This is a genomic window from Streptomyces sp. NPDC102274 (assembly GCF_044766385.1).
GTDB lineage: Bacteria > Actinomycetota > Actinomycetes > Streptomycetales > Streptomycetaceae > Streptomyces.
Map to the genome: position 1 here is coordinate 134,122 of NZ_JBIWLW010000014.1, position 22,272 is coordinate 156,393.

Genomic DNA, 22,272 nt, shown 5'->3' on the forward strand with positions numbered 1-22,272 from the left:
CGAGGTGGCCTGTTTCCGATCGAGCGTCTCCCTACAGCGTGCGCAGCAGCACCGCTGGCTGTTCGACGCAGTCCGCCACATAACGCAGGAAGCCGCCCGCCGTACCGCCGTCGCAGACGCGGTGGTCGAAGGTGAGCGACAGCTGGACGACCTGACGCACGGCCAACTCACCGTCGTGCACCCAAGGCTTGGGCACGATCCGGCCGATCCCGAGCATCGCCGCCTCGGGGTGGTTGATGATCGGCGTCGAGCCGTCGACCCCGAACACCCCGTAGTTGTTGAGGGTGAACGTCCCGCCGGTCAGCTCGCCCGGCGTGAGCGTGCCCGACCTGCCCGCCTCCGTCAGCCGCGCGAACTCGGCGCTCAGCGACTCCGCCGAGCGGGCGTGCGCGTCCCGTACGACGGGGACGACCAGGCCGCGGTCGGTCTGCGCGGCGAAGCCGAGATGCACCTCGGGCAGGCGCACGATCTCCCGGGCGGCCAGATCCACGGTGGAGTTCAGCTCGGGATGGCGGGCGAGGGCCGCCGTGCAGATCCGGGCGAACAGGGCGAGCAGCGAGATCTTGGCCCCTTCGGCCGCGTTCATCGCCGTACGCGCGGCCAGCAGTTCCGTGGCGTCCGCGTCGACCCAGCAGGTCGCGTCCGGGATCTCGTGACGGCTGCGGGTGAGCTTGTCGGCGACCGCGCCGCGTACGCCCCGCAGAGGCACCCTGGTGACGCCGGGCCGCGCGGACGGGGAGGCCGCCACGGGAGCCGGGGCCGGGGGCGGAGTCGGTGCCGTGGCAGGATCCCGGGCGGGGACGGCGGTTGGTGTCTGCGCGGCGCTCCGGGTGGCGCTGTGGCGGATCGCCTGCTCGACATCGCATCGCAGGATCAGCCCCTCCCGCCCGGAGCCCGTCAGCTCCCGCAGATCGACCCCGTGCTCGCGGGCCAGCCTGCGTACCAGCGGGGAGACGACCGGGACCGGCCCGGCCGCACCGTACACCGGTTCACGAACGAGGGCGGGCGCAGCGGCGGACGCGCTCAACGGCGCCCGGCGGACCCGGCGCCTGCGCACCGCCGGCGCGCCCGTGCCGTACCCGACCAGTACATTGCCCGACGTCTCGTCGGCTGCCGAAGGGGATGCGGGGGCAGACGCCGGGGCCGGGGCCGGAGCGGCGGCCTGTGTCGTGGCAGCCGCCTTCGTCGCTGTCGCGGCGTGGGCCGGTTCCGACGCTCCCACCGCCACTGTCAGCAGCGGCGCCCCGACGGGCAGCTCCGTGCCCTCTTCGCCGAAGCGCGCCGTCACCACACCCCCGTAGGGGCAGGGCACCTCCACCATCGCCTTGGCCGTCTCGACCTCGACCACCGGCTCATCGACGGCGACGACATCCCCCACCGACACCAGCCAGCGGACGATCTCCGCCTCGGTCAGCCCTTCCCCGAGGTCCGGCAGTTTGAATTCCAGCACCTGGGCCATCAGCTCTCCGTCTCCCACTGGAGTCGCGCGACCGCGTCCAGCACCCGGTCCACTCCCGGAAGGTGGTGCCTCTCCAGCATGGGCGGCGGATAGGGAATGTCGAATCCGGCCACGCGCAGCACCGGCGCCTCCAGATGGTGGAAGCAGCGCTCGGTGACCCGGGCGGCGATCTCCCCGCCGGGTCCGCCGAATCCGGTGGACTCGTGGACGACGACCGCGCGCCCCGTGCGCCGTACGGACGCCGCGACCGTCTCGTCGTCGAACGGCACCAGTGAGCGCAGATCGACGACCTCCAGATCCCAGCCCTCGTCGCGGGCCGCCTCCGCCGCCTCCAGACAGACCGGCACGGAAGGACCGTAGGTGATCAGCGTGGCGCTGCTGCCCCGGCGCCGGACGACGGCCCGCCCGATCGGAGCGACCTCGGCCGGCTCGTCCGGCGACCACGGGGCCTTCGACCAGTAGAGCCGCTTCGGCTCCAGGAAGATCACCGGATCGTCGGAGGCGATCGCGGCCCGCAGCAGTCCGTACGCGTCGTCGACCGTCGCGGGCGTGACGACATGGAGGCCGGGGGTCGCCATGTAGTACGCCTCCGAGGAGTCGCTGTGGTGCTCGACCCCGCCGATCCCGCCGCCGTACGGCACCCGCACGGTGATCGGCAGCGGCATCGCACCCCGCGTGCGGTTCCGCATCTTCGCCACATGGCTGATCAGTTGCTCGAACGACGGATAGGCGAAGGCGTCGAACTGCATCTCCACGACGGGCCGCAGCCCGTACATCGCCATCCCGACGGCCGCCCCCAGAATGCCGGCCTCGGCGAGCGGGGTGTCCGTACAGCGGTCGTCGCCGAACTCGGCCGCGAGCCCGTCCGTGATCCGGAAGACCCCGCCGAGCGTGCCGACGTCCTCACCGAGGACGTGGACGGAGGGATCCTCGGCCATCGCGTCGCGCAACGCGCGCCGCAGCGCCTGCGCCATGGCGGCGGGCTTCACCGCGACGGTGGTCATCGCACCTCACCGGATCCTTCCGCGCGTCCCTCTCCGGGTCCTTCGCCGGAGCCGTCTTCCGGCCCTTCCCCGGAGCCTTCCTCGGCCGAGGCGTCCAGCTCGGCACGGAGCTGGGACGCCTGCTCACGCAGTTGGACGGTCTGATCCGCGTAGACATGCGCGAAGAGGTCCATGGGGTTGAGCACCGGCTCGGCGTTCATCCGGTCGCGCAGCCGCGCGGCCATCGTCTCGGCGGCGTCCGCGGCCTTCCGGATGCCGTCCTCGTCGAGCACCCCGCGCGTGGTCAGCTCGTGTTCGAGCAGCCGGACAGGGTCGTGCGCGCGCCAGATCTCAACCTCGTCGCCGGGCCGGTAGCGCGTGGCGTCGTCGGCGTTCGTATGGGCATCGATGCGGTAGGTCACAGCCTCGACCAGCGTCGGTCCCCCGCCACGCCCGGCGCGCGCCAGGGCCTCTCCGAGGACCGTGTGCACGGCGACCACGTCGTTGCCGTCGACCAGCCGGCCCGGCATGCCGTACCCGACGGCCTTGTGGGCCAGAGAGGGCGCCGCGCTCTGCTTGGCGAGCGGCACGGAGATCGCGAAGCCGTTGTTCTGGACGAGGAAGACGACCGGGACCCGCCACACGGCGGCGAAGTTCAGCGCCTCGTGGAAGTCCCCCTCGCTGGTGCCGCCGTCGCCGACGAGGGCGAGCGCGACCACGTCGTCCCCCTTGAGCCGCGCCGCGTGCGCCAGGCCGACCGCGTGCGGCAGCTGGGTGGCCAGCGGTGTCGACAGCGGGGCGATCCGGTGCTCGTGCGGGTCGTAGCCGGTGTGCCAGTCGCCACGCAGCAGCGTCAGCGCCTGTACGGGGTCGAGCCCGCGCGCCACGGCCGCGAGGGTGTCGCGGTAGCTGGGGAAGAGCCAGTCCTGCTCCCGCAGGACCAGCGCGGCGGCGACCTGGCAGGCCTCCTGGCCGGTGCTCGACGGGTAGACGGCGAGCCTGCCCTGCTTGGTCAGGGCCGTGGCCTGCGTGTTGTACCGGCGCCCGCGGACCAGCTCGGCGTAGAGCCGCAGCAGCAGGGCGGGGTCGGCCCCGGCCGCGGCGTCCGTACCCAGCACGCGGTACGGCTCGGTGTCGGGCAGCAGCGGTGCGGGATCGGTATGCGGCCGCCACGCCGGGGGCGGGTGCGGCAGGTGGCCCGCGGCACCGGGCAGTTCCTGGACCGACGTACTGCTTTTCTTCACGCGTGCACCTCCTCGGGGGAGTGGGCGAACGAGTGCCAAAATGTGGCACGTCTCACCTACCGATTGTTCGGTCGACAGGGCATTTTGGCTACACGCGACTCCAGCCTGTGGACAAACGGTTCTCCACAGCTTGGGATGGACGCAGGCCGTCCATGGCGCGGAGGCGAGGAGACAGGAGAGCTGAACAAATGGCCGACGGCACGGACCGCGAGATCGACGGGGTGGGGGTCGGGCCCGGCGCCGGGAGAGGCGTCGGCGGTACGGAAGCCATGCTTCCGGCGCGCCCACTGGACGCCATCGACCAGGACATTCTGCGCATCCTGCGAGCCGACGGCCGCGCCTCGATACGGTCGGTGGCCGAGCGCGTCCATGTCTCGCGCGCCAACGCGTACGCCCGTATCAACCGGCTGATCGACGACGGCGTGATCCGCGGGTTCAGCGCCAGCGTCAACCATGAACGCGCCGGCCAGGGCTCGTCCGCGTACATCACCCTGAAGATCGTGCAGAACTCCTGGCGCACCGTGCGCGAACAGCTCCAGGAGCTGCCGGGGGCCACCCATATCGCGCTGGTCAGCGGTGACTTCGACGTACTGCTGCTGGTGCACGCCCCGGACAACCGCTCGTTGCGGGAGCTGGTCCTGACCAGGCTCCAGTCCATCCCCGAGGTGCTCTCGACCCGCACGCTGCTGGTGTTCGAGGAGACGGATCTGAACGGGCCCCTTCCGTAGAAAACGGCCCCCTCTTGAAGAGGAGGCCGTTGCGGGTTCAGAAGGTGACCACTACGGGCCCTGCTGGGGCTCGGTGCGCAGCCCGTCGAAGGCCAGCCGTACGACCGCCTCCGCCACCTGATCGCGGTCATAGCCGCCGGGCGCGTGCGGCCGGTACCACTCCACCAGCGAGTTGACCATGCCGAAGAGCAGCCGCGTCGCCAGCCTGATGTCCATGTCGGCGCGCAGATCGCCGTCCGCCGCGGCGGCCTTCAGCAGATCGGCGACCCGCTGGTCGAACTCGCGGCGCCGCTCCATGGCCCAGCGCTCGGTCTGGGTGTTGCCCCTGACCCGCAGCAGCAGCGTCACATACGGCAGCTCCGCGATCAGCACCTCGACCGTACGGCGGGTCACGTACTCCACCCGCCCGATGGCCCGTCCGCGCGTCGTCCCCTCCTCTTCGAGGATCCCGAAGAGACCGTCCAGAGCGCGGCTGACCGCACGGCGCAGCAGCTCCTCCTTGCCGACCACGTGGTGGTATATCGAGGACTTGGAGATCCCGGCCGCCTTGGAGAGATGCTCCATGGAAGTGCCGTCGTATCCGCGCTCGTTGAAGACGCGGACAGCGACGGTCAGCAGGGTCTCGGGCGTATACGTGTCGCGCTTCGCCGTGGTCATGACGCGTCGTCCTCCTGCGCGGCGGCCAGGCGGCGCAGTGCCTGGGAGGGGGCGTAGCGGCCCGTGGGGTACTCCTCGTGCAGCGCCTCCAGCGTGCCGAGCGCCCACCGCGCGCCGAGCCGGTCGCCCCAGTCGAGGGGGCCGCGCGGGTAGTTGACGCCGAGCCGCATCGCGAGGTCGATGTCCTCCGGGGCCGCCACCTGGCGCGCTGCCGCGTCGAGGGCGAAGTCCACGAGCATGGCGACCGTACGGGCCACGATCAGGCCCGGGATGTCCCCGATCACGCTGACGTCCTTGCCCAGCGCCTGGAAGAGGCCGACAGCCTCATTCAGGGCCGTCTCCGCCACCCGGGCCGCGGGCGCGAGGGCGATCCGGGTCGCCTCCCGGTAGTCCAGCGCCAGATCGAAGTGGATGACGGGCATCCCCGCGTCGTCGGCGGCCGAGCCGTCCGCCAGGAAGAGACGTGTACCGTCGGACAGTTCGATCCAGCCGGGGTACCCGGGGACTGCGTCCTCCTCGCGGGCGACGGCGATCCCCGCTTCCTCGATCAGGCCGGGCAGCGCGTCCGCCGCGAACAGCTCGCCCTGCACGACGACGGACGCGGGCGCCTTTTCCGGCCCCGCCGTGTGCCCGGCGGCCCTCGGCGTGGCGTCCTCGCCGTACGGGTACCACCCCCGGCCCGACTTGCGCCCCAGCCGCCCCGACTCCACCAGCCGGCGCTGCGCGAGCGACGGCGTGAACTTCGGGTCCTGGAAGAAGGACTCCCAAACCGACCGGGTGACGGCCTCGTTGACGTCCTGGCCGATCAGATCGGTCAGCTCGAAGGGGCCCATGCGGAAGCCGCCGCACTCCCGCAGGACCGCGTCGATGGTCGCGGGGTCGGCGGCCCGCTCCTCGTACACGCGCAGCGCCTCCGCGTAGAAGGGGCGGGCGACGCGGTTGACGATGAAGCCCGGCGTGTCGGCGCAGCGCACCGGCGTCTTTCCCCAGGCCAGCGCCGTCGCGTGGGCGCGCTCGGCGGCCGTCTCGTCGGTCGCGAAGCCGCTGACGACCTCCACGAGCGGCAGAAGCGGGGCGGGGTTGAAGAAGTGCAGTCCCACGAATCGGCCGGGGTGGCGCAGCGCGCCCGCGACTGCCGTGACGGAGAGGGAGGAGGTGTTGGTGGCGAGCAGGCAGTCGTCCGCGACGATGTCCTCCAGCGCCGCGAACAGTTCCCGCTTGACGGCGAGTTCCTCCAGGACCGCTTCGACGACGAGCGCGGCGTCCGCCAGCTCGGCGAGGTCCCGGGCCGGGTGCAGCCGGGCGAGCGCGGCGTCGCGCGTCACGGCGTCGAGCCGGCCTTTCTCGACCAGCCGGTCGAGTCGCCCCGCGAGGATGGTGGCGGCCTGCTCCGCGCGGCCGGGCACGGCGTCGTAGAGCCGTACGGGATGGCCCGCGACCAGCGCCACCTGGGCTATGCCCTGCCCCATCGTGCCGGTGCCGACGACCGCGACGACGCGGCCGGCCTCGATTGCTGTCATGGACGCAATCCTCCCGTATGAGTGAGCCATTGAGTGAGCCAGTTATCCACAGACGGGTTGTCCACGGGCGGGTCACGGACGAGTACGGGCGAGTTATGCACAGGTTCGCCGGGCACCCTTGTCCCGACCGATCGTTCGGTTACTCTAACTCTGTCCGCCAGTTCATGTCCCTGTCCGTGTCTTTGATGCTCAGCCCGACCGAGGAGTGGGTCCGTCATGGCCGCCGCCCAGCTCAGTCCCCAGCAGCTCTCCGACAAGCACCGGCCCACGCTCGACCGGGCTCTCGACGCGATCAGCACCCGCGCCTACTGGTCCCCGCATCCCGAGCACCCCAAGGGGTACGGGGAGACCGCCCCGGCGGACGGACTCGCCGCCTTCCAGGCGCTGCGCGGGACCCGCTTCGAGCTGGACCAGCCGGGGACCGACGGCTGGACCGGTGGCGAGATCTCGCCTTACGGCCCGCCGCTGGAGGTCGAGTATCCGCACGCGGACCTGGATGTCCTGCTGCCCGCCATGCGCGCGGGTATGAGCGCGTGGCGCGAGGCGGGGCCCGAGACGCGCGCCCTGGTCTGTCTGGAGATCCTGGCCCGGATCAGCGCCCGTACGCACGAGTTCGCGCACGCGGTGATGCACACCAGCGGGCAGGCGTTCATGATGGCGTTCCAGGCGGGCGGACCGCATGCCCAGGACCGCGGTCTGGAGGCCGTGGCGTACGCGTATCGGGAACAGATCCGTACGCCGGCCGAGGCCGACTGGTCCAAGCCGCAGGGCAAGCGCGACCCACTTGAGCTGCGGAAGACCTTCACGGCGGCGGGTCGCGGGATCTCGCTGCTGGTCGGCTGCAACACGTTCCCGACGTGGAACGGCTACCCGGGCCTCTTCGCCTCCCTGGCCACCGGCAATCCGGTGCTGGTCAAACCGCATCCTCGGGCGGTCCTGCCGCTCGCGCTCACGGTCCGGGTCGCCCGCGAGGTGCTCGCCGAGGCCGGCTTCGACCCGAATCTGACCGCCCTGGCCGTGGAGCGGCCCGGCGAGGGCATCGCCAAGACCCTGGCCGTACGCCCCGAGATCCGGATCATCGACTACACCGGCTCCACCGCCTTCGGCGACTGGCTGGAGACCCACGCCCGTCAGGCGCAGGTGTACACGGAGAAGGCCGGCGTCAACACCGTCGTGATCGACTCCACCGACGACTACAAGGGGATGCTCTCCAACCTCGCGTTCTCGCTCTCGCTGTACAGCGGCCAGATGTGCACCACCCCGCAGAATCTGCTGATCCCCCGCGACGGCATCACGACGGACGCGGGCGAGAAGTCGTACGACGAGGTGGTGGCCGATCTCGCGGCCTCGGTGAGCGGGCTGCTGGGCGACGACGCCCGCGCCAACGCGCTCCTGGGCGCGCTGGTCAACCCGGACGTGAAGGCCCGCCTCGACGCGGCGAGCGGGCTCGGGGACGTCGCGCTCGCCTCGCGCGAGATCACCAACCCTGACTTCCCGGACGCGGTGGTCCGTACGCCCGCGATCGTGAAGGCCGACGGCGCCCGCAAGTCCTGGGAGAAGGCGTGGGAGGGCGCGGCCGGGGGCGGCAGCGCCACCGACGCGGAGCTGCCGTATCTCACGGAGTGCTTCGGCCCGGTGTCCTTCGCGGTCGCCGTGGACTCGACGGAAGACGCGCTGGAGCTGCTGCGGCGCACGGTACGCGACAAGGGCGCGATGACGGTCGGCGCGTACACGACGTCGGGCGAGACGGAGCGCGCGATCGAGGACGTCTGCCTGGAGGAGTCCGCACAGCTCTCGCTGAACCTCACGGGAGGGGTCTATGTGAACCAGACAGCGGCCTTCTCGGACTTCCACGGCTCCGGCGGCAACCCGGCGGCGAACGCGGCGCTGTGCGACGCGGCGTTCGTCGCGAACCGCTTCCGGACGGTGGAGGTACGCCGCCAGGCCTGAGGCGCCCTGGGCGCCCTCCTCCGGGCGCCCAGGGAAGGGCGCAGCCCCGCCGGTCAGGGGGCGGGCGGCGCCGACTGCCTTTCCGGGGCCCCGGCCACCCCGCCCCAGTGGAACAGCGTCATGGCCACGCTGGTGGCGAGGTTGTAGCTGGACACCTGCGGCCGCATCGGGAGCGACAGCAGGTGGGTGGCCCGGCTCCGGACGTCTGCCGAGAGCCCGTGCCGCTCGGAGCCGAAGGCGAGCAACGCGTCATCGGGGAGGGTCACGGACCGGATGTCGTCGCCCTCCGGGTCCAGTGCGTACAGCGGTCCCGGAGGAAAGTCATCGGGAGAGAGCCGCTCGACGGCGGTGGCGAAGTGGAGCCCGGCGCCGGCGCGCACAGCGTTCGCGTGCCAGGGGTCCATGTCGCCGGTCGTGATCACGCCGGTCGCCCCGAACCCGGCGGCGAGTCGCACCACGGCCCCGACATTGCCCAGGTTGCGCGGGTTGTCCAGGACGACGACGGGGGACGGACGGGGCAGCGCGGACAGCGCGTCCAGGTTGGTCCGGCGAGGGCGCCTGACCGCGAGAGCGGCGATCTGGGTGGCGTGGACGCGCGGCACCAGTTCCCGCAGGACGTGGGCCGGTATCTCAACGACGGATTCCTTGATCGCGTCGATCAGATCGTCGGCGAGTTCCGCGGCCAGAGCGAGGGCCGAATCCTTGTCGCTCGTGACGGCCGACCGTACGTCCGCCCCGAACCGGAGCGCGTGTTTCAGCGCATGGAAGCCGTCGAGCACCACCAGATCAGGACCGGCCTCGCGCCACCCGCGTACGACGAGGGAGGCATCAGCGTCGTTCATCGCCTCAGAGTACGGCGTGCCCACTGTGACCAGGCAGTTCGCGGGCCCCGGCACAGCGCACACACGTCGTCGCCGCCGGTCGCGCCTCCAGACGCTCCGCGGGGATCGGCTCGCCGCACCCCGCGCACCGCCCGTAGTCGCCTCGCTCCAGCCGTTCGAGCGCCCGGTCCAGATCGACCAGATGATCACGCGCCCGTCCCAGCAGGGCCGCGACATGGGCCCGCTCGAAGGCAGTGCTCGATCCCTCGGGGTCGTGCTCGTCGTCGACCGCCACCAGGGCGTTCGCCTCGACGATCGCGTCGAAGTCACGGCTCAATGCCGCGATCCGCGCGTTCGTGTCGGCCCGTTCCGCCGCCAGCCGCTCACGGACGGACTCGTAATCGATGACCGGAAAAGGTACATCTCGGGGCACATCATTCATTGCTCCGAGAACGTCCGTCGCCACGCTCGCATTCCGCACGGCTCGCGCGGCGACTGCCGGGAACCCTGGCCATCACCGGTGCGTGCGGGTTCTCACGACCGGCCGTCCGGCCCGACGAGGGTCCGGAGCTGGTCGGGGCTCTCGCTCCGCTGCTCCGGCAACGGTTTGCCCGGCCGGAGGAAGAACCGGCCCCACGGGCCCGCGATCCGGCCGCCGAGCCATCGCAGGAAGTTCGTCGGCAGGAACACCGCGTCGGCGGCGATCATCGCGAGCGAGAAGAAGGGCAGCCCGAGCAGCACGGCGATGCCCGCGTGCTCCACCATCATCGCGACCAGCAGCACATTCTTGACGCGGCGGTTGAAGAGCGTGAACGGGAAGGCGACCTGCACGATGACCGTGCCGTAGCCGACCAGCATGACCATGACGCCGCTGGAGGCGAGCAGCCCGGAGAGATCCGGCCAGGGCGAGAAGTAGTCCAGCTTGAGCGGGTAGTACAGGGCGGTGCCGTCCTGCCAGCGCGAGCCCTGGATCTTGTACCAGCCGGCGGTGGCGTAGACGAGACAGACCTCTGCCATGATCACGGCGAGTCCGGCATTGTGGACAAGGTTGGCGAGGATGTCGAGCAGGGCGCGGGGCTCGCTGTCCGGCGCGTACCGGTTCGCCGCCCACCACAGCCCCTGCACGAACCAGAGTCCCCAGAACAGGATCAGCATCCAGAGCTCGACATGGACCTGGTCCGCCCAGGTGCCGATAACGAGGAACCCTCCGAGAACGATCCACAGGACCGCTCCGACGCGGTCCGGTACGGCGCGGTCCGGTACGGCGCGGTCCGGTACGGCGCGGTCCGGTACGGCGCGGTCCGGTACGAGGCTCTGCGGTGTGTCGCCGTCCGGTACGGCACTGGCCGCCTTGCGGGCGGCACGCGCCGCGCGCCTGGCGTCCAGCGACCAGACCTGACCGCATCGCGTCAGCACCAGATAGATCGCGATCAGATGGATGATGTTGTCGCCGCCGTCACCCATGAAGATGGACCGGTTCTGCAGCGACAGCACCCCGAACATGAAGAGCACGGACATCGTGCGGGTGCGCCAGCCCAGCAGCAGCAGCACGCTGGACAGCACGGCGATGGCGTACACGATCTCGAACCACACCGTGCTGTCCGACCACATCAGCGCGGTGAAGGCACCGTTCTTGGAGATCAGCTGCTGGGCGAGGTCCCAGCCCCACGGGCCGTCGGGCCCGTACATCTCCTGGCGGTGAGGCAGCTCGCGCAGCAGGAAGAGCAGCCAGGTACCGGCGAACCCGATCCGGACGACGGCGCTCTGGTACCGGCCGAGGGGGCCGGCGGTCACGCGCTGGATTCCGCGGGCGGCCCAGCGGTCGAAGGTGACCCGCTTGCCGATCCGGTCGCCCTTCGTCGCGCCCGGCGGCCTGTCCGGCGCCCCGCCCGGCGGACCGTCCAGCGCCGCGCCCGGCAGACCGTCCCGCAGATGCTCCGACCGCTCGCTCATTCGCCCGCCTCCGTACGGCCGTTCCGTACACCCCCGGGAAGATCCGACGCGTTCACCGTCCACCAGGGAAAGACCCGGTAGAACGGGCGGGTGTTGACCTTCTCCGTGCTCCAGGAGGGGGCCTCGATGGCGGTCGTGACGGACCTGAGCTGGAGCCGTTCCACGGAACCGCCCAGATCGTGGTCCTCCAGGCGCAGCATCACTATGCGGCGGACATAGCTCTCGGAGAGCTGCCCGCGCAGACCGTTGGGACGGTTCTTGTCGTCGTGCGATCCGGTGAAGAAGTCCCAGCCCCGGCGCAGCTCGTTCTGGTCGACATGGCTGGGCAGGAGATTGCCGCGGATGGCCTCGCCGTCCTCGGCGGAGAGATCGATCCAGTCGGTGGTCCTGCGTGCACCGTCGAGGGTCTCGACCTCGGCGCGCGCCTCGACAGAGACGTTCTGCTGGAGCGGGTTGGGCGCGAAGAGCTTCCAGTTCTGTTCGAACTCGGGATAGATCCAGCCGTCGACGGTCTCGCCGTGCTGCTTGGTGAGCGTGTTGGACGGGGCGACATGCAGAAACACCAGGGCCACATGACCGCAGGCCAGCACCCCGATGACCGCGAGAGCCACGGCGGCCACCACCTGGTAGCGCAGGGAGAGGCCGGCTATCCCCGCGCCCGGTGGTGGCCCGGCCGGCACACCCTCGTCGTCGTACGAATCCATCCCGCCCCGATCCCCGTTGGTGCCACAGTCAGTTCCAGAGTCAGTTATCCACAGCGGTTGACACCCTACGGGCCGCCGACTCACCATTGAAGTCCATGAACCGAACGATCGGTCGGTAGGGGGCCCGGATGACGGCAGTGACCGCGAGGACAGCTGGGGAAGCGACGATGGAGACGACGGCGGAGGGGTTCGAGGCGGTGTTCGACGCCGCGGTGGCCGCCGATGAGCGCATCGAGCCGCGCGACTGGATGCCCGAGGCGTACCGCGCGTCGCTGGTCCGCCAGATCGCGCAGCATGCCCACTCCGAGATCATCGGCATGCAGCCGGAGGCGAACTGGATCACGCGCGCTCCGTCGCTGCGCCGTAAGGCGATCCTGATGGCCAAGGTGCAGGACGAGGCGGGACACGGCCTGTATCTCTACAGCGCGGCCGAGACGCTGGGCACCGGCCGCGAGGAGCTGCTCGACAAGCTCCACACCGGCCGCCAGAAGTACTCGTCGATCTTTAACTATCCGACGCTGACCTGGGCCGATGTCGGCGCGATCGGCTGGCTGGTGGACGGCGCGGCGATCACCAACCAGGTGCCGCTGTGCCGCTGCTCCTACGGCCCCTACGCCCGCGCGATGGTCCGGATCTGCAAGGAGGAGTCCTTCCACCAGCGGCAGGGGTACGAGCTGCTGCTCGCGCTCAGCAATGGGACCCCGGCGCAGCACGACATGGCGCAGGACGCGGTGAACCGCTGGTGGTGGCCGTCGCTGATGATGTTCGGCCCGCCGGACGACGAGTCGGCCCACTCCGCGCAGTCAATGGCCTGGAAGATCAAGCGGCATTCCAACGACGAGCTGCGGCAGCGCTTCGTGGACATCTGCGTCCCGCAGGCCGAGGCCCTCGGGCTGGCCCTCCCGGATCCGGATCTCCGCTGGAACGAGGAGCGGGGCCGGCATGACTTCGGCGCCATCGACTGGGCCGAGTTCCGCGAGGTCCTGAAGGGCAACGGCCCCTGCAACGAGCAGCGCATCACCCAGCGCCGCCGGGCGCACGAAGAGGGTGCCTGGGTACGGGACGCGGCGGCGGCGTACGCGGCGAAGCGCGGCGCCGACGGCGTGATGGCGGAGGACAAGGTCCGGATGATGGAGGCGACGGCATGAGCAGCTCGACCGACTGGCCGCTGTGGGAGGTGTTCGTACGCTCCCGCCGCGGGCTGTCCCACACCCACGCGGGGAGCCTGCACGCCCCGGACGCGGAGATGGCCCTCCGCAACGCGCGCGATCTCTACACCCGGCGCAACGAAGGGGTCTCGATCTGGGTCGTCCCGTCCTCGGCCATCACCGCCTCCTCCCCCGACGAGAAGGACCCGTTCTTCGCGTCGGCCGCCGACAAGCCCTACCGGCACCCGACCTTCTACGCGATCCCGGAAGAGGTGAAGCACCTGTGAACGACGCACCGGCGAGTGCCCCGCTGACCGCCCCGCCCCGGGCCGCGGCCCTCGCGCTCGGCGATGACGCCCTGGTGCTCTCGCACCGGCTGGGCGAGTGGGCGGGACACGCGCCCGTGCTGGAGGAGGAGGTCGCGCTCGCCAATATCGCGCTGGATCTGCTCGGCCAGGCACGGATCCTGCTCTCCCTCGTCGGGGACGAGGACCAACTGGCCTATCTGCGCGAGGAGCGGGCTTTCCGAAATCTCCAGCTGGTCGAGCAGCCCAACGGCGACTTCGCCCAAACGATCGCCCGCCAGCTCTACTTCTCCACCTGCCAGCTCTTCCTGTACCGGCAGCTGGCCGCCGGGGACAGCGCGTTCACCGGCCTCGCGGCCAAGGCCGTCAAGGAGGTCGCCTACCACCAGGATCACGCCGCGCAGTGGACGCTGCGGCTCGGCGACGGCACGGCCGAGAGCCATGAGCGGATGGCGCGGGCCTGTGGGTCGCTGTGGCGGTTCACCGGTGAGATGTTCGAGCCGGTGGAGGGGCTGGAGGTCGACTGGCCGGCCCTGGAGGACAGTTGGCGCGAATCCGTCACCGGCGTGCTGGAGCGGGCGACGCTGCCGCTGCCCGATGGGCCGCGCTCCGGCGCCTGGCGGGCGGGCGCGGGCCGGCAGGGACTGCACACGGAACCGTTCGGGCCGATGCTCGCCGAGATGCAGCATCTGCACCGCAGCCACCCGGGCGCGTCATGGTGACCGGCACGGGCTCCCGGACCGCCCCCTCCTCGCCCTCCGCCCCGGGCACTTCGGGCGATACGCGACCGACCGCGCTGGAGACCGAACTGCGCGCGCTCGCCGGGGCGGTGCCCGACCCCGAGCTGCCGGTGCTGACGCTGGAGGAGCTGGGCGTGCTGCGTACGGTCGTGATGTCGGGCCCCGGCCAGGTCCGGGTCGAGCTGACCCCGACCTACACGGGCTGCCCGGCCATCGAGACGATGTCCGAGGACATCGAGCGCGTGCTGCGTGAGCGCGGCATACCGGACGTCTCGGTCGTCACGGTCCTCTCCCCTGCCTGGTCGACGGACGACATCAGCGCCGAGGGCCGACGCAAGCTCGCGGAGTTCGGCATAGCCCCGCCCCGCCCCCACGGCGCGGACGGGCCTGTACCGCTCTCGCTCTCCATCCGCTGCCCGCACTGCGGCTCGACCAACACCGAGCTGCTGAGCAGGTTCTCCTCCACCGCGTGCAAGGCGCTGCGCCGCTGCGCGGCCTGCCGTGAACCGTTCGACCACTTCAAGGAGTTGTAGATGTTCCATCCGCTCCGGGTCAGCGAGGTCGAGCCGCTCACGGACGACGCGGTGGCCGTCACCTTCACCGTCCCGCCCGAGCTGCGCGAATCCTTCCGCCACACCCCCGGCCAGCACATCGCCCTGCGCCGTACCGACGAGCAGGGCGAGGAGATCCGGCGTACGTACTCGATCTGCGCGCCCGCCGGAGCCGATCCCGTGCTGCGGGTGGGGATCCGGCTGGTCGAGGGCGGCGAGTTCTCGACGTACGCCCTCAAGGAACTCGCCGTGGGCGACCTGGTCGACGTCATGGAGCCGACAGGCCGTTTCACGCTGGAGCCGCGCGCCGGGCACTTCGCGGCGGTCGTCGGCGGCAGCGGCATCACGCCGGTGCTGTCGATCGCGGCCACCCTGCTGGCGCGGGAGCCCGGTGCCCGGTTCTGTCTGGTCCGCAGTGACAGGACCGTCGCGTCCACGATGTTCCTGGAGGAGGTCGCCGATCTCAAGGACCGCTATCCGGACCGGTTTCAGCTGGTCAGCGTGGTCTCCAGGGAGGAGCAGCAGGCGGGGCTGCCGTCCGGCCGGCTGGACCGGGAGCGGCTGACGGAACTGCTGCCCGCGCTGCTGCCGGTCGCCGAGGTCGACGGCTGGTTCCTCTGCGGTCCGCTGGGTCTGGTGGTCGGCGCCGAACGAGCGCTGCGCGGTCTCGGCGTGGCCCGCGGCCGTATCCACCAGGAGATCTTCCACGTCGACGACGCGATGGCCGCGACCACGGCGGCGCCGGGCACGGCCGCCGCTCCGGTCCCCGCGCACAGCACGCTCACCGCGACCCTCGACGGCCGCTCGGGCAGCTGGCCTGTCAGGGACGGGGATTCCCTGCTGGAGACCGTGCTGCGCAGCCGCGCGGACGCGCCGTACGCCTGCAAGGGCGGGGTCTGCGGGACCTGCCGGGCGTTCCTGGTCTCGGGCGAGGTCAGGATGGACCGCAACTACGCGCTCGAACCGGAAGAGACGGAAGCGGGCTATGTACTGGCCTGCCAGTCCCATCCGGCCACCACGGAAGTGGAGTTGGACTTCGATCGCTGAGCGACCGTGACCGCCGAGCCGGGTCCCGGCTCACTCCCGCCCAGGAAGGGCCCTGGGTCGGGTCTCAGAGGACGAACGCCGGGCTGCCGTTGTCGGTGACCATCGGACGCCCGGCGCCGTCCCAGGCGAGCATTCCGCCGTCCACGTTCACCGCGTCGACGCCCTGCTGAACCAGATACTGGGTGACCTGGGCGGACCGGCCGCCGACCCGGCACATGACATAGGCCCTACGGCCCTCGGCCACCGCCTCGGTCACCTCACCGAAGCGGGCCACGAAGTCGCTCATCGGGACATGCAGCGCGCCCTCGACATGGCCGGCCGCCCACTCGTCGGTCTCCCGGACATCCAGCACCAGTCCGTCGGCCGGGACCGCCGCGACATCGACCGAGGGCAGCGGGGCGAAGTTCATGGGTAGCGCCTTCTCTCATACGTGACCGGGGCGAGCGGAGTTCCGGACCAGCACCAGGACCAGGACCTGGGGACCGGCACCGGCCTCACGGGCTCCCGGACGGACCAGCGGGCTTGCGAGCAGACCAGCGGGCTCCCGCCCGGATCAGCGGGCTCCCGGCCGGGGGCTCCGAAAAAAACCTACTGCACCAGCCTGGCCAGTTCCGTCTCACGCTCGGAGACCTCCGCGAGCAGTTGCTCGGCGATCTCCTCCAGCAGCCGGTCCGGGTCGTCCGGAGCCATCCTGAGCATCGCGCCGATCGCGCTCTCCTCCAGTTCCTTGGCGACCACCGTCAGCATCTCCTTGCGCTGTGCCAGCCACTCCAGCCGCGCATAGAGCTCCTCGCTCTCGCTCAGCCGGGGAGCCCGCGGCGCCGGCCCCGCCGCCCATTCCGCGACGAGTTCCTGGAGCAGCGGCTCGTCCCCGCGCCCATAGGCGGCGTTCACGCGTGTGAGGAACTCCTCACGCCGTGCCCGCTCCTTCTCGTCCTGCGCCAGATCCGGATGCGCCTTGCGCACCAGATCGCGATAGAGCTTGCGGGCCTCGTCGCTCGGCCTGACCCGCTTGGGCGGCCGCACCGGCTGATCCGTCAGCATCGCCGCCGCCTCGGGCGACAGGCCGTCGGAGTCGAGCCAGTCGTGGAACAGCTCCTCCACGCCCGGCATCGGCTGCACCAGCGCACGGGCCTCGCGCGCCTTGCGCAGATCCTCCGGATCGCCGGTGCGCGCCGCGCGGGCCTCGGCGATCATCGCGTCCAGCTCGTCGAGCCGGGCATACATCGGGCCGAGCCGCTGGTGGTGCAGGCGGGAGAAGTTCTCCACCTCGATCCGGAAGGTCTCCAGCGCGATCTCGAACTCGATCAGCGCCTGCTCAGCGGCGCGCACGGCCGTCTCCAGCCGGGCCTCCGGACGCGGCGCCACCCCCGCGTCGGGCGCGTCTCGTACGTCCTGCTCATCGTCGTTTCGGATCGTCGGCTCCCCAGGGGCGTCGTGCATCACCCGTCCAGCGTAAGGGCGAACGCGATGGCCCCCGCCCCGCCCCGGGCCGTCCCCCCTGGACCCGGAAGTCCGAAGTCACGTCTGCCGGGGGACCGCACCCCGGCCGGACGACGTCACCTCGGGACCTACTGGTCCAGCTCGGCCGCTACCCGCCCGCTCCTGACGGCCGCCAGCAGGTCGGCGTGGTCCGCCTCCGTACGGTCCGCGTATGCCATGGCGAAGGCCGCCACGGCCCCGTCCAGCTCTTCGCTCTTGCCGCAGTATCCGGCGATCAGCCGCGGATCCACGCTGTGCGCATGGGCCCTGGCCAGCAACGCGCCGGTCATCCGTCCGTAGTCGTCTATCTGGTCGGCCGGAAGCGCCGCCGGGTCCACGCTCCCCTTGCGGTTCCTGAACTGCCGTACCTGACAGGGCCTGCCCCGGACCGTCGTCCACCCCAGCAGGCTGTCGCTGACCACCTGCATCCGCTTCTGCCCGAGCACCACACGGCGCCCTTCGTGCACCGCCTCGGGCGCCTCGAACCCCACGGCCGGCAGATGAGGCAGCAGGGCGGATGCCCGCGCCTCCTTCACCTGGAGCACCAGCGGCTCACCCCGGTGGTCGAGGAGCAGCACCACATACGACCGCGTCCCGACACTGCCGGTACCGACCACCCGGAACGCCACATCCTGGATCGCGTACCGCGCGAGCAGCGGCAGCCGGTCCTCCGAGAGCGTGCCCAGATACTCCTCCAGCGAGGCGGCGACGGCCGCCGCCTCCTCGTCGGACACCCGCCGCAGGACGGGCGGCGCGTCCACGAACCGCCGCGCGGCCCGGCCGGCGCCCCTGCCCTCGCCCTCGCCATCGCCGGACACCGTCTCGGTGGACTTGGCCGCGAACCGCGCACTTGTGTTGTTGCGCGCCTTCTCCGATACGCGTTCCAGCGTGCCGACCAGATCGCGCGCGTCCGCGTGCGAGACCAGCTCCTCATCCGCGATGGCGTTCCACGCGTCGAGCACGGGAAGCTTCGCCAGCAGCCGCATCGTCCGCCGGTAGGCACCCACCGCGTCGTGCGCCCCCTGCCGGCAGGTGTCCTCGTCCGCGCCCGCCTCGCGGCCTGCCAGCACCAGTGAGGTGGCGAGCCGCTTGACGTCCCATTCCCAGGGGCCGACCACGGTCTCGTCGAAGTCATTGAGATCGATGACGAGCCGCCCGCGCGCGTCCCCGTACAGACCGAAGTTCGCCGCGTGCGCGTCCCCGCATATCTGCGCGCCGACCCCGGTGACCGGGGTGCCCGTCAGATCGTGGGCCATCAGCCCGGCGGAGCCCCGCAGAAAGGCGAACGGGGTCGCGGCCATCCGCCCCACCCGCAGCGGCGCCAGCTCGGGCACCCGGCCCCGGCTCGACTCCTCGACGGCGCGCACGGCGTCGGGCCGCCCCGCCATGAACACCACCGAGTCGTGCGCGGACCTCGGCACCCGGCGCCGGAGCGCCTTCCCTCGGCCCTTGGGCGTCTGCGTCCCGTCCACGGCCGTACGCGGCGCGAAACCCGGCACCACCGGAATGCGCTCGCTCCCGGAAACCCACGAGCCCCCGGAACGCGAGCCCTCAGAAACCGTGCGCGGCTTCTCCACCGCCGACCCGACATCGCCCATGGCGTGCCGCCTCCCCCCGTACTCGTGCGAGATCAACAGCACACGACGTTACCGCCGGGCCCGACCGCCGTCTTCCCCTGTGGACAACCAGGCCCGCTCACGCGGCCGGCCCTGTGGACAACGCCGGTCCGCCCACGTTGGCGGTCCTGTGGACAGGCCCTAGCAGCCGCCCTCCGGGACCCCTCCCAGATGGGATTCGGCCCACAACGAGAGCTCCTTCAGCGCGGGTTCCATCGCCGCCCCCGCCTTCGTCAGCCGGTACGAGACCCGCAGCGGCGGCCCCTCATCGACCTCGCGCAGGACCAGCCCCGCCGCCCCCAGCTCCGTGAGCCGGTCCGAGAGCATGCGTTCGCTGATGCCGGGGATCGCCCGGCGCAGCTCCGCGAAGTAGACCGCTCGTTCCATCAGCACGGAGATGATCGGCCCGGTCCACCGCTTGCCGAGCAGTTCGAAGACGCGCGTGATGCTCACGTCGACCTTCTTGCACGCGTCCTCACTGTGGTCCGCCATACGCACAGAGTACTGGTTTCCCGATGAGGGATGAAGAAAAGTAAGGGACTATGTTATTCATAGGAGCGAACGGAACTTCCATCCGTTCGCCGTCATACGCCACCCCTCATGGAGACCCTCATGGCCACGCTTCTGCACATCGACTCCGCCGTCTTCCCCGAAGGCTCCGCCTCGCGGGACATCACCGCCGCCTTCGTCCAGTCCTGGCGGGAGCAGCACCCCGACGGCAAGGTCATCTACCGCGACCTCGCCGCGACCCCGCTGCCCCACCTGGACGTCAGCGCCGCCGCCGCGGGCGCGGACGACGCGCTGCGCGCGGAACTGGCCGCCGAACTGGCCGCGGCGGACGCCGTACTGCTCGGCGCGCCGATGTACAACTTCACGATTCCGTCCACCCTGAAGGCATGGCTCGACCAGGTGATCATCGTCGGCCACAACGCGGGCCGCCCCGACGCCCCGCTGGCCGGCACCCCGTTCACGATCGTCGCCAGCCGCGGCGGCTCGTACGCCCCCGGCACCCCGCGCGAGGACAGCGAGTTCGTGCAGAACTACCTGGAGAAGGTGCTGGCGAACATGTTCGGCACCACTCAGATCGACTTCATCGTCCCCGAGCTGACCCTGGCCCACACCAACCCGGGCATGGCCGACCTCATTCCGCTCGCCGAGGCGTCGCGCGCCAAGGCGGAGGAGGAGGCCGCCCAGAAGGGCAAGGCCCTGGCCGCCCGCCTCGCCGCCTGAGCGCACAGCCCAAGCGCACAGCCCAGGCGCACAGCCCGAGCGCACAGCCCGAGCGCACAGCCCAGGCGCACAGCCCGAGCGCACAGCCCGAGCGCCCCGGCGCCCAAGCGCGCGCATCGCCCACGCGCACTCACGCGCACGGCCCCGTGCGCACAGCGCTCACACAGCACGCGCAAAGACATGCCTCCCGCGGGACCCGCCCGCGGGAGGCATGTCTCACACCCGCGACACCGCGAGGCCCCCGCCCCCCGACCCACAGGAACCCCAGGGCACGACGAAGAAGCCCCGTAGGTCGATGACCTACGGGGCTTCCATCTGTGCGCGAGGGGGGAGTTGAACCCCCACGCCCTTTCGGGCACTGGAACCTGAATCCAGCGCGTCTGCCTATTCCGCCACCCGCGCATTGGGTGTGTCGCCCGGTGCCTCACCTGCTGGTGTGCGCTCCTGGCGACATCGAGAAGATTAGCACGGTGCCGAGGGTGGGTTCACATCCGTTTGTTTCGATGACCCGGTCGCGGAACAGGGAACGAACAGCGGCCGCCCCCCACTCCTCCTGAGTGCACCCCGGGTGCGGGACACTGGCGTCAGGCCGCCTCTACGATCCGTGTGAGAGGTGACACTCATCGACGGGGCAGACAAGGGGAACCAGCCGATTTCCCGACGCGTGGATACGATCAGTAAGCAGTACCAGGACGGCCACTACGAAGGAGGTGCCCCATGGGAGTCATGAAGCGTTTCGAACAGCGTCTCGAAGGTTTGGTCAATGGCACCTTCGCGAAGGTGTTCAAGTCCGAGGTCCAGCCCGTCGAGATCGCGGGTGCCCTCCAGCGCGAATGCGACAACAACGCGACGATCTGGAACCGCGAGCGGACCGTCGTACCCAACGACTTCATCGTGGAGCTGAGCACGCCCGACTACGAGCGCCTCAGCCCGTACTCCGGCCAGCTCGGCGACGAGCTGGCCGGACTCGTCCGCGACTACGCGAAGCAGCAGCGCTACACCTTCATGGGCCCGATCAAGGTCCATCTGGAGAAGGCCGAGGATCTCGACACCGGCCTGTACCGTGTCCGCAGCCGCACGCTGGCGTCCAGCACGTCCCAGGCGCCCGAGCGCGGTCCCGCGGGCTCCCCGGTGCCCGCCTCCCCCCAGGGTGGCGTTCCGGGTGGTGCTCCCGGCGGTTACGGGTACCCGCCCGCCGCGGTCCCTCCCATGCCGGCCGCCCCGCCGCCCGGCGGCGGCCACGCGCCCGCGGCGCACCGTGCCCCGGCCCCCGGCCCCGGCGTGCTGCCGCACAGCCAGGTACGCCGCTGGATCGAGATCAACGGCACCCGCCACCAGATCTCCCGCGCGACGCTCGTCCTGGGCCGCAGTACCGACGCGGACGTACGGATCGACGACCCCGGTGTATCGCGCAGGCACTGCGAGATCCGGGCCGGAACGCCCTCGACCATCCAGGATCTCGGGTCGACCAACGGCATCGTGGTAGACGGGCAGCACACCACCCGCGCTACGCTCCGCGACGGCTCGCGGATCGTCGTGGGCAACACCACCATCGTTTACAGGCAAGCCGAAGGGTGAAGCGGGGGCAATGTCAGAGCTGACCCTGACGGTCATGCGGCTAGGTTTTCTGGCCGTTCTGTGGCTGTTCGTGATCGTGGCCGTACAGGTCATCCGCAGCGACCTGTTCGGAACACGCGTCACGCAGCGCGGCTCACGCCGCAACGCCGACGCCCGACCGCAGCAGGCACGCCAGACAGCGGCGCCGCCCCAGCAGCGCCAGCAGCAGCAACAGGGGGGCAGGCAGCGCCGAGGAGCCCCCACCAAGCTGGTCGTGTCCGAGGGCAATCTCACAGGCACCACGGTGGCGCTCCAGGGACAGACCATCACGCTGGGCCGCGCGCACGACTCGACGATCGTGCTGGACGACGACTACGCGTCCAGCAGGCATGCCAGGATCTACCCGGACCGCGACGGCCAGTGGATCGTCGAGGACCTCGGCTCCACCAATGGCACGTATCTCGACCGGACCCGGCTCACGACCCCGACACCGATCGCGCTTGGCGCTCCGATCCGCATCGGCAAGACCGTCATCGAGCTGCGGAAGTAGTACGACAATGAGCGAGCGGAGCGAGCG

At 71.0% G+C, this 22,272-nt stretch carries 23 protein-coding genes and 1 tRNA gene; 10 read left to right on the plus strand and 14 right to left on the minus strand.

Going from position 1 to position 22,272, the window contains the following annotated elements:
• Positions 1–31: 31 nt before the first annotated feature.
• The 3 genes from ACIRQP_RS20605 to ACIRQP_RS20615 are packed head-to-tail and all read right to left on the minus strand — an operon-like array spanning position 32 to position 3,686.
• Positions 32–1,459 (minus strand): dihydrolipoamide acetyltransferase family protein, encoded by a 1,428-nt coding sequence (locus tag ACIRQP_RS20605; RefSeq protein ID WP_403891944.1) that lies wholly within the window; start codon positions 1,457–1,459, stop codon positions 32–34.
• Entirely contained in the window at positions 1,459–2,463 is a 1,005-nt protein-coding gene (locus ACIRQP_RS20610; RefSeq protein WP_403891947.1) for an alpha-ketoacid dehydrogenase subunit beta, read from the minus strand. Before ACIRQP_RS20610 ends, ACIRQP_RS20605 begins: the two co-directional genes overlap by 1 nt.
• Positions 2,460–3,686 (minus strand): thiamine pyrophosphate-dependent dehydrogenase E1 component subunit alpha, encoded by a 1,227-nt coding sequence (locus ACIRQP_RS20615; protein ID WP_403891950.1) that lies wholly within the window; start codon positions 3,684–3,686, stop codon positions 2,460–2,462. Before ACIRQP_RS20615 ends, ACIRQP_RS20610 begins: the two co-directional genes overlap by 4 nt.
• A 188-nt stretch (positions 3,687–3,874) precedes the next feature.
• Here ACIRQP_RS20615 and ACIRQP_RS20620 point away from each other — a divergent pair, with 188 nt between their 5' ends.
• Positions 3,875–4,414, plus strand: coding sequence for an Lrp/AsnC family transcriptional regulator (locus ACIRQP_RS20620; protein ID WP_403891953.1), 540 nt, complete (start codon positions 3,875–3,877; stop codon positions 4,412–4,414).
• A gap of 51 nt (positions 4,415–4,465) precedes the next feature.
• On the opposite strand, the gene ACIRQP_RS20625 is transcribed toward ACIRQP_RS20620, so the two are convergent.
• On the minus strand, positions 4,466–5,071 hold the full coding sequence (locus ACIRQP_RS20625; RefSeq protein ID WP_403891956.1) for a TetR/AcrR family transcriptional regulator: 606 nt from the start codon (positions 5,069–5,071) through the stop codon (positions 4,466–4,468).
• Positions 5,068–6,591 (minus strand): 3-hydroxyacyl-CoA dehydrogenase, encoded by a 1,524-nt coding sequence (locus ACIRQP_RS20630; RefSeq protein ID WP_403891959.1) that lies wholly within the window; start codon positions 6,589–6,591, stop codon positions 5,068–5,070. The genes ACIRQP_RS20625 and ACIRQP_RS20630 overlap by 4 nt, the downstream gene beginning before the upstream one ends.
• 216 nt (positions 6,592–6,807) lie before the next feature.
• Between ACIRQP_RS20630 and paaN the strand changes: the two genes are divergently transcribed.
• Entirely contained in the window at positions 6,808–8,541 is a 1,734-nt protein-coding gene (gene paaN, locus ACIRQP_RS20635) for a phenylacetic acid degradation protein PaaN (RefSeq protein ID WP_403891962.1), read from the plus strand.
• Between the two features lie 53 nt (positions 8,542–8,594).
• On the opposite strand, the gene ACIRQP_RS20640 is transcribed toward paaN, so the two are convergent.
• The 4 genes from ACIRQP_RS20640 to ACIRQP_RS20655 form a co-directional block, all read right to left on the minus strand.
• Entirely contained in the window at positions 8,595–9,383 is a 789-nt protein-coding gene (locus ACIRQP_RS20640; protein ID WP_403891965.1) for a TrmH family RNA methyltransferase, read from the minus strand.
• Positions 9,384–9,387: 4 nt separating this feature from the next.
• Positions 9,388–9,795: a TraR/DksA family transcriptional regulator gene (locus tag ACIRQP_RS20645; RefSeq protein ID WP_403891968.1), complete on the minus strand. Its 408-nt coding sequence runs from the start codon at positions 9,793–9,795 to the stop codon at positions 9,388–9,390.
• A gap of 101 nt (positions 9,796–9,896) precedes the next feature.
• Entirely contained in the window at positions 9,897–11,315 is a 1,419-nt protein-coding gene (locus tag ACIRQP_RS20650) for an HTTM domain-containing protein (protein ID WP_403891971.1), read from the minus strand.
• Positions 11,312–12,106 carry a DUF5819 family protein gene (locus tag ACIRQP_RS20655; RefSeq protein WP_403891974.1) on the minus strand — a complete coding sequence of 265 codons (795 nt, stop codon included), beginning with the start codon at positions 12,104–12,106 and terminating at the stop codon, positions 11,312–11,314. The genes ACIRQP_RS20650 and ACIRQP_RS20655 overlap by 4 nt, the downstream gene beginning before the upstream one ends.
• A 41-nt stretch (positions 12,107–12,147) precedes the next feature.
• Here ACIRQP_RS20655 and paaA point away from each other — a divergent pair, with 41 nt between their 5' ends.
• The 5 genes from paaA to ACIRQP_RS20680 are packed head-to-tail and all read left to right on the plus strand — an operon-like array spanning position 12,148 to position 15,810.
• The gene (paaA, locus tag ACIRQP_RS20660; RefSeq protein WP_403891976.1) at positions 12,148–13,167 is read left to right on the plus strand and encodes a 1,2-phenylacetyl-CoA epoxidase subunit PaaA; all 1,020 of its coding nucleotides are present in this window, start codon (positions 12,148–12,150) and stop codon (positions 13,165–13,167) included.
• The gene (gene paaB, locus ACIRQP_RS20665) at positions 13,164–13,454 is read left to right on the plus strand and encodes a 1,2-phenylacetyl-CoA epoxidase subunit PaaB (RefSeq protein ID WP_403891981.1); all 291 of its coding nucleotides are present in this window, start codon (positions 13,164–13,166) and stop codon (positions 13,452–13,454) included. Before paaA ends, paaB begins: the two co-directional genes overlap by 4 nt.
• Entirely contained in the window at positions 13,451–14,194 is a 744-nt protein-coding gene (gene paaC / locus ACIRQP_RS20670) for a 1,2-phenylacetyl-CoA epoxidase subunit PaaC (RefSeq protein WP_403891984.1), read from the plus strand. Before paaB ends, paaC begins: the two co-directional genes overlap by 4 nt.
• On the plus strand, positions 14,188–14,745 hold the full coding sequence (gene paaD, locus ACIRQP_RS20675; RefSeq protein ID WP_403891987.1) for a 1,2-phenylacetyl-CoA epoxidase subunit PaaD: 558 nt from the start codon (positions 14,188–14,190) through the stop codon (positions 14,743–14,745). The genes paaC and paaD overlap by 7 nt, the downstream gene beginning before the upstream one ends.
• Positions 14,746–15,810, plus strand: coding sequence for a 2Fe-2S iron-sulfur cluster-binding protein (locus ACIRQP_RS20680; RefSeq protein WP_403891990.1), 1,065 nt, complete (start codon positions 14,746–14,748; stop codon positions 15,808–15,810).
• Positions 15,811–15,874: 64 nt separating this feature from the next.
• On the opposite strand, the gene ACIRQP_RS20685 is transcribed toward ACIRQP_RS20680, so the two are convergent.
• The 4 genes from ACIRQP_RS20685 to ACIRQP_RS20700 form a co-directional block, all read right to left on the minus strand.
• Entirely contained in the window at positions 15,875–16,219 is a 345-nt protein-coding gene (locus ACIRQP_RS20685) for a rhodanese-like domain-containing protein (protein ID WP_403891993.1), read from the minus strand.
• A gap of 179 nt (positions 16,220–16,398) precedes the next feature.
• A complete protein-coding gene (locus tag ACIRQP_RS20690) occupies positions 16,399–17,253 on the minus strand; it encodes a J domain-containing protein (RefSeq protein ID WP_403892137.1) in 855 nt (284 codons plus the stop codon).
• 128 nt (positions 17,254–17,381) lie between these two features.
• Positions 17,382–18,890 (minus strand): DUF2252 domain-containing protein, encoded by a 1,509-nt coding sequence (locus ACIRQP_RS20695; RefSeq protein WP_403891996.1) that lies wholly within the window; start codon positions 18,888–18,890, stop codon positions 17,382–17,384.
• A gap of 159 nt (positions 18,891–19,049) precedes the next feature.
• Positions 19,050–19,400, minus strand: a complete 351-nt coding sequence (locus ACIRQP_RS20700) for a winged helix-turn-helix transcriptional regulator (protein WP_403891999.1) — start codon at positions 19,398–19,400, stop codon at positions 19,050–19,052.
• 120 nt (positions 19,401–19,520) lie between these two features.
• Between ACIRQP_RS20700 and ACIRQP_RS20705 the strand changes: the two genes are divergently transcribed.
• Entirely contained in the window at positions 19,521–20,138 is a 618-nt protein-coding gene (locus tag ACIRQP_RS20705; protein ID WP_403892002.1) for an FMN-dependent NADH-azoreductase, read from the plus strand.
• Positions 20,139–20,456: 318 nt separating this feature from the next.
• Here the strand turns inward: ACIRQP_RS20705 and ACIRQP_RS20710 are convergent.
• Positions 20,457–20,540: transfer RNA gene (locus ACIRQP_RS20710), tRNA-Leu, on the minus strand.
• Positions 20,541–20,855: 315 nt separating this feature from the next.
• Between ACIRQP_RS20710 and ACIRQP_RS20715 the strand changes: the two genes are divergently transcribed.
• Positions 20,856–21,716 carry an FhaA domain-containing protein gene (locus tag ACIRQP_RS20715; protein WP_403892004.1) on the plus strand — a complete coding sequence of 287 codons (861 nt, stop codon included), beginning with the start codon at positions 20,856–20,858 and terminating at the stop codon, positions 21,714–21,716.
• A 10-nt stretch (positions 21,717–21,726) separates the two neighbouring features.
• Positions 21,727–22,245, plus strand: a complete 519-nt coding sequence (locus tag ACIRQP_RS20720; protein ID WP_403892007.1) for an FHA domain-containing protein — start codon at positions 21,727–21,729, stop codon at positions 22,243–22,245.
• Positions 22,246–22,272 lie beyond the last annotated feature (27 nt).

Coding starts and splice junctions, on each gene's coding strand:
- ACIRQP_RS20605 (WP_403891944.1), bottom strand. CDS start 1,459: ATGGCCCAGGTGCTGGAATTCAAACTGCCGGACCTCGGGGAAGGGCTG.
- ACIRQP_RS20610 (WP_403891947.1), bottom strand. CDS start 2,463: ATGACCACCGTCGCGGTGAAGCCCGCCGCCATGGCGCAGGCGCTGCGG.
- ACIRQP_RS20620 (WP_403891953.1), top strand. CDS start 3,875: ATGGCCGACGGCACGGACCGCGAGATCGACGGGGTGGGGGTCGGGCCC.
- ACIRQP_RS20625 (WP_403891956.1), bottom strand. CDS start 5,071: ATGACCACGGCGAAGCGCGACACGTATACGCCCGAGACCCTGCTGACC.
- ACIRQP_RS20630 (WP_403891959.1), bottom strand. CDS start 6,591: ATGACAGCAATCGAGGCCGGCCGCGTCGTCGCGGTCGTCGGCACCGGC.
- paaN (WP_403891962.1), top strand. CDS start 6,808: ATGGCCGCCGCCCAGCTCAGTCCCCAGCAGCTCTCCGACAAGCACCGG.
- ACIRQP_RS20640 (WP_403891965.1), bottom strand. CDS start 9,383: ATGAACGACGCTGATGCCTCCCTCGTCGTACGCGGGTGGCGCGAGGCC.
- ACIRQP_RS20650 (WP_403891971.1), bottom strand. CDS start 11,315: ATGAGCGAGCGGTCGGAGCATCTGCGGGACGGTCTGCCGGGCGCGGCG.
- ACIRQP_RS20655 (WP_403891974.1), bottom strand. CDS start 12,106: ATGGTGAGTCGGCGGCCCGTAGGGTGTCAACCGCTGTGGATAACTGAC.
- paaA (WP_403891976.1), top strand. CDS start 12,148: ATGACGGCAGTGACCGCGAGGACAGCTGGGGAAGCGACGATGGAGACG.
- paaB (WP_403891981.1), top strand. CDS start 13,164: ATGAGCAGCTCGACCGACTGGCCGCTGTGGGAGGTGTTCGTACGCTCC.
- paaD (WP_403891987.1), top strand. CDS start 14,188: ATGGTGACCGGCACGGGCTCCCGGACCGCCCCCTCCTCGCCCTCCGCC.
- ACIRQP_RS20680 (WP_403891990.1), top strand. CDS start 14,746: ATGTTCCATCCGCTCCGGGTCAGCGAGGTCGAGCCGCTCACGGACGAC.
- ACIRQP_RS20685 (WP_403891993.1), bottom strand. CDS start 16,219: ATGAACTTCGCCCCGCTGCCCTCGGTCGATGTCGCGGCGGTCCCGGCC.
- ACIRQP_RS20690 (WP_403892137.1), bottom strand. CDS start 17,253: ATGCACGACGCCCCTGGGGAGCCGACGATCCGAAACGACGATGAGCAG.
- ACIRQP_RS20695 (WP_403891996.1), bottom strand. CDS start 18,890: ATGGGCGATGTCGGGTCGGCGGTGGAGAAGCCGCGCACGGTTTCTGAG.
- ACIRQP_RS20700 (WP_403891999.1), bottom strand. CDS start 19,400: ATGGCGGACCACAGTGAGGACGCGTGCAAGAAGGTCGACGTGAGCATC.
- ACIRQP_RS20705 (WP_403892002.1), top strand. CDS start 19,521: ATGGCCACGCTTCTGCACATCGACTCCGCCGTCTTCCCCGAAGGCTCC.
- ACIRQP_RS20715 (WP_403892004.1), top strand. CDS start 20,856: ATGGGAGTCATGAAGCGTTTCGAACAGCGTCTCGAAGGTTTGGTCAAT.
- ACIRQP_RS20720 (WP_403892007.1), top strand. CDS start 21,727: ATGTCAGAGCTGACCCTGACGGTCATGCGGCTAGGTTTTCTGGCCGTT.